The sequence below is a fragment of the Paenibacillus sp. cl130 genome, assembly GCF_900116035.1.
GTDB lineage: Bacteria > Bacillota > Bacilli > Paenibacillales > Paenibacillaceae > Paenibacillus > Paenibacillus polymyxa_B.
The window spans coordinates 66672-71398 of record NZ_FOYG01000012.1; the positions used below are offsets into that span (position 1 = coordinate 66672).

At 48.2% G+C, this 4727-nt stretch carries 4 protein-coding genes; all 4 read left to right on the top strand.

Annotation, left to right across the window (positions count from 1 at the left end; genetic code table 11):
* Positions 1-36 precede the first annotated feature (36 nt).
* From BM358_RS24615 to BM358_RS24630, 4 genes are read left to right on the top strand one after another with little or no spacing between them, the layout of a single operon-like run.
* The gene (locus BM358_RS24615; protein ID WP_028542503.1) at positions 37-1260 is read left to right on the top strand and encodes an aldehyde dehydrogenase family protein; all 1224 of its coding nucleotides are present in this window, start codon (positions 37-39) and stop codon (positions 1258-1260) included.
* Entirely contained in the window at positions 1257-2957 is a 1701-nt protein-coding gene (locus BM358_RS24620) for a thiamine pyrophosphate-binding protein (RefSeq protein WP_028542502.1), read from the top strand. Before BM358_RS24615 ends, BM358_RS24620 begins: the two co-directional genes overlap by 4 nt.
* Before the next feature lie 23 nt (positions 2958-2980).
* On the top strand, positions 2981-4222 hold the full coding sequence (gene fabF, locus BM358_RS24625; protein ID WP_028542501.1) for a beta-ketoacyl-ACP synthase II: 1242 nt from the start codon (positions 2981-2983) through the stop codon (positions 4220-4222).
* 4 nt (positions 4223-4226) lie between these two features.
* Complete coding sequence (locus BM358_RS24630; RefSeq protein ID WP_025721676.1) at positions 4227-4634, top strand: 3-hydroxyacyl-ACP dehydratase FabZ family protein; 408 nt, start codon at positions 4227-4229, stop codon at positions 4632-4634.
* The last annotated feature ends 93 nt before the right edge of the window (positions 4635-4727 follow it).

The following is a 4727-nucleotide window of genomic DNA, read 5'->3' on the forward strand; positions in this document are numbered from 1 at the left end:
ATACCAAAACTGCATACAGGAAAGGGAGAATGTGCCATGAGTATAAATCCAGAACTGGCAGAAAACACACTGTTTCTGAAAAGGCATGAATCTATTCTGAAATGCCTCAATTATTTGATTGAAAATCGGCAGGAAGTGATGGATATTCTCACGCAATTTTCATCCTATCGGGCCGCCAATGCAGAAATTGACTCCACGATCCTCACACTTCAAGGTGCTCTGCAAGAAGTGCAGACCTATCAGCCAAGCTGGCAACGATCTATGGCTGTATTCATGCCTTCCAACGTCATTTTGTACTCCTATGCATTATACCTCTTGATTCCGTCCCTGTACGTTGAAAATATAGACTTTCGCCCTTCTTCTCACGTAAACGAGTACGTCAACATGCTGCATGAAAAGCTTCAGGCTGTACACGGATTACCCATCTATATTCGTAAGGTCAGTCAAAGGGTTTTTATGGAAAATTCGGTTATGCCAGCTGATATTGTGGTGTTCACCGGGAGCTATGTCAATGCGGAGAAGATCAAAAAACAAATCCGAAAAGACCAACTCTACATCTTCTATGGACAAGGGATCAATCCTTTCGTCATCGGACCCGATGCTGATCTGGAACTGGCGGTTACCGATGTAATCCGAATGAGACTGTTCAACTCAGGACAGGACTGCCTGGGACCCGACATCATTCTGGTACATCAAGATGTGACAGAGAGCTTCAAAAACCTGCTGATTATGCGGCTTGACCAACTTGTGTTTGGAGCCAACGATGATCCGAACGCAAACTATTCCCCTATTTTCTATAAAGATGCGCTGAACTCAGTTTCTGAATATTTTAATACGAACGATAAGTTTATTATCTACGGCGGTGGCATTGATTTCCGTACGAAAAAGATGGAGCCAACGGTTGTATATAGCGAGCTAGATCAGGATTTGGAGATTATTGAGTATTTTTCACCGGTCTTCAACGTGGTTAGCTACCGAGACGACGAGCAGCTGATCAAGCGTATTTCCTCCAGTTATTTCAGTGAACGAGCAATGGGTTGCAGCTTATACGGGTCTAGTCACCTGGCGGACGTTCTGCGAAAGAAGCACACGCTGACCATTAATCAGACGCTTGAGGATGTGGATCAAGGCAATAAGCCTTTTGGTGGCTATGGCACGATGTCGAACTATATTTTTTACGATTTCAAGCTCATTTCGAAGCCGATCTTGATTTCAGAAATTGTCGCAGAATATTTGTCGGAAAAGAGGAGTTTGGTATGACTGCGAGTTTATTCCCTTGGGATGCCATCATTGGCTACTTAAAATCGGCTGGGGTTCAGCATCTCTTTGGATTACCAAGTGATGATCTCAAAATCGTATCGTCACTCCCCTCATCCGGTATGGATTTTATTCTGTGCAAGGATCAACGCAATGCTGTGTTCATGGCAGCAGGTTATGCGCTCACCACTAACCAGATGTCCGTATGCGTTGTGGGGAAAGGCCCTGCGCTCAGTAATACACTCACAGGGCTACTGGAGGCCAAGAACCTGGGCGCTCCGCTCCTGCTTTTGGCGCTTGGCACTGGCGGAGACAAGCTGGGTACCCGATCCTTTCAGGAAGCCGATCAAATCTCACTCGTGAAGCCACTCGTAAAATGGGCTTATCGTGTCGAGCATGTGGATCGGCTTGTATGGGCGATGGAGCGGGCTGCCTTTTTGGCTATCAATGGAGCACCGGGTCCTGTCTATATCGAACTCCCTGAAAACCTGATGGACCAGCCTGTGCCAACAGGGCTTCAGTTTACCCCACCAGAAAAGCTGTCGTGCTCTCCGTCTCGTCGGGAGTTGGATGCATCGTGGGGAATTATTGAGAACGCCCGCAGACCACTCATTCTAGTCGGAGGCGGCATGAAGTCAGGTACAGGTGATGTGATTGAGCGGTTCGCTAACCAACATGGAGCGGCCTTGTTCGCAACCGCCTCGGGACGGGGTGTAGTTGATGAAGACCACGAACTCTTCTGTGGTGTTGCGGGACTCTATACAGATCTCAGTCTAAGACAAATCTGGAAGGAATCTGATGTGGTGATCACACTGGGCAGTCGATTGGAAGAAACGGCTACCTTCGAGTGGGATATTTTGCTACAGGATACACCTTTGATTCAAGTTAATGTAAATCTGGAGGATTTTGCACACGAATACAAGGGTATCAAGGTGCTCGGTGATGGATATGCAGCGGTGGAGCAGTGGCTTGAACGACGTGGGCAGGAGCCTGATGGAGTGTGGCTTGAAACGATTGGGAGTTGTAAACAGGAGGCTTTTTCTCACAGGGCTATTTATCTGGAAGAGCTGAAAAAGACCCCTGGAATCCACGTTCCTGAGCTGTTGGACATGATTCAGACGGAGTTCCCTGAAAATCTGGTGCTTCTTCAAGAGAATGGATTGCAGGATATGTGGTCCTATTTTTATCCATATTTTCGCTTTGCCCACGGTTCTCTTTCGATTGTTCCTAGTGATCAAACGAGTCTTGGATTCGGTGCGGCGGCTGCTCTGGGAGCAAGCGTGGCGACACAACGTCCAGTAGTGGCACTTGTAGGTGACGGTGCGTTCAATCTCTTCTGTTCGGATTTTATGACGGCGGTGGAGTATCAAATACCGTTAATCTATATCGTACTCAATAATGGTGGCTATGGTTGGTTGCAGAATCAGATGAATTATAAACATCTCACAGGGCGGTCCCTCCCGTTTGTTTCTGAGGCGGCCAAGACAGGAATTCAAATTCCTCAGTATGAGTTTGTGGAAAGCCTTGCAATTCGGAGTAAGGGAGAGGCACGGGAACAGCTTCAGCTTGCTTGGCAAAAGTATCAGGAGAACAAGCTTGTGGTCGTCGAGGTATATGCTGATCTTGCGGATGTGCATGAAAAAATCAGTCATGTGTATGGCGACTTTCCTCTCTACGAGCAACAGGCTTCCAAGAATTAATTTCAACGAAGGACGTGGATACAGTGAGAAGACGTGTTGTAGTGACTGGACAGGGAGTCGTAACGCCGGTCGGGCTTAATCTTACGGATTTCTGGAATTCACTGTTGGAAGGAAAAAGCGGAATCGGACCTGTCACTGCTTTCGATACAGCGGACATTCCGACAAAGATCGGTGCACAGGTTACGGGCTTTGACCCATTGCAATATATGAGCAAGAAGGAAGCTAATAAAGTCGCACAGTTCACTCAGTTTGCTTTGGCGGCTGCCCGGCAGGCAGTGGAGCAATCAAAATTAGTGATTGATGAGCGGAATGCAAGTCGCGTGGGGGTTATTGTCGGCTCTGGAGCAGGCGGCCTCGACGTTATAGAGGAGAACTATGGGAAATTAACAAAGCTTGGTCCCAAAAGAGTTTCTCCTTATTTTGTTTCCTCGATGATGATTAATTCAGCACCTGGTGAAATCTCCATTGCTATTGGAGCCAAGGGGCCTTCTTTTGCTGTGGTTACGGCTTGTGCCACAGGAAGTAATGCCATTGGTGAGGCATTACGTACGATCCAGTACGGCACGGCTGATGTTGTGGTTGCTGGTGGAGCAGAAGCCAATTTTAGTCAGCTTGATCTGGCATCTTTTGCGAATATCCATGCTCTCTCCAGACGTAATGAAGAGCCGCAGAAGGCTAGTCGTCCGTTTGATGTGGATCGCGATGGATTCGTCATCGGTGGAGGAGCAGGAGTTTTGGTGCTGGAGGAGTTGGAGTATGCTTTGAACCGCGGAGCCACCATTCTGGCCGAAGTTGTGGGTTACGGATGCACAACTGATGCGTATCATATCACGGCTCCAGATCCCTCTGGCTCCGGCCCGGCAGAAGCGATCAACATCGCACTGCAGGATGGCGGCTTGACACCGCAGGAAATCGACTATGTCAATGCCCACGGTACGAGTACGCCATTTAATGACCGTATGGAGATTAACGCTATTCAAAAAGTATTCGGGGAGCATGCCCCCCAATTGGCGATATCGTCTATTAAATCCATGACTGGCCATTTAATGGGCGGTGCAGGGGCAGTCGAATTAATTGCGACTGTGCAGAGTATGATTCACAGCAAAGTACCACCGACACTCAATTGCTACAATCCTGAAGCTCCTGAATTGAATTTTGTGCCGCATGTATATCAGGAACGCGAGGTCCGCGCGGCGATTAGCAATTCATTTGGTTTCGGAGGGCACAACGTCTGCCTTGCTGTTCGCAAGTGGGAAGGGGAATAAGCCTGTGAGCGAAGAGCTAATCCATATCCCGGATGTGCTTCCGCACCGGTACCCATTTCTTCTGTTGGATGGCGTGACCGGGTACGAAACGTCGCAATGGGCGAAGGGATACAAGCTTGTCACCTGGAGTGAGTGGTTCATTACTGACACTAACCCATACATGCCTCCTATGTTGATTGTGGAGTCGCTTGCACAATTAGCGGCATTCGCTGCGATTGATAAAAAAGGAATTTCATACCTGACTAACCTCAATGGAATTCGATTCCACAGCTTGGCCAAGCCTGGGGACCGAATTGATCTTTATTTTGAAGTGATCAAGCGTCGGCGGGGCTATATTCTTGGAAGCGGTCGGGCTTCCGTAGGGGATCGATTGGTGGTTGAGGCGGAAGAAATTGTTTCACTGGATCAATGACAGGGTGGAAGCGCACTTTAAACTGTCCTTTTGTCCTCCTGACTGCCAGGTGCAGCGGGAGGATATTCACATCATGGAATAGGAGTGAATGAG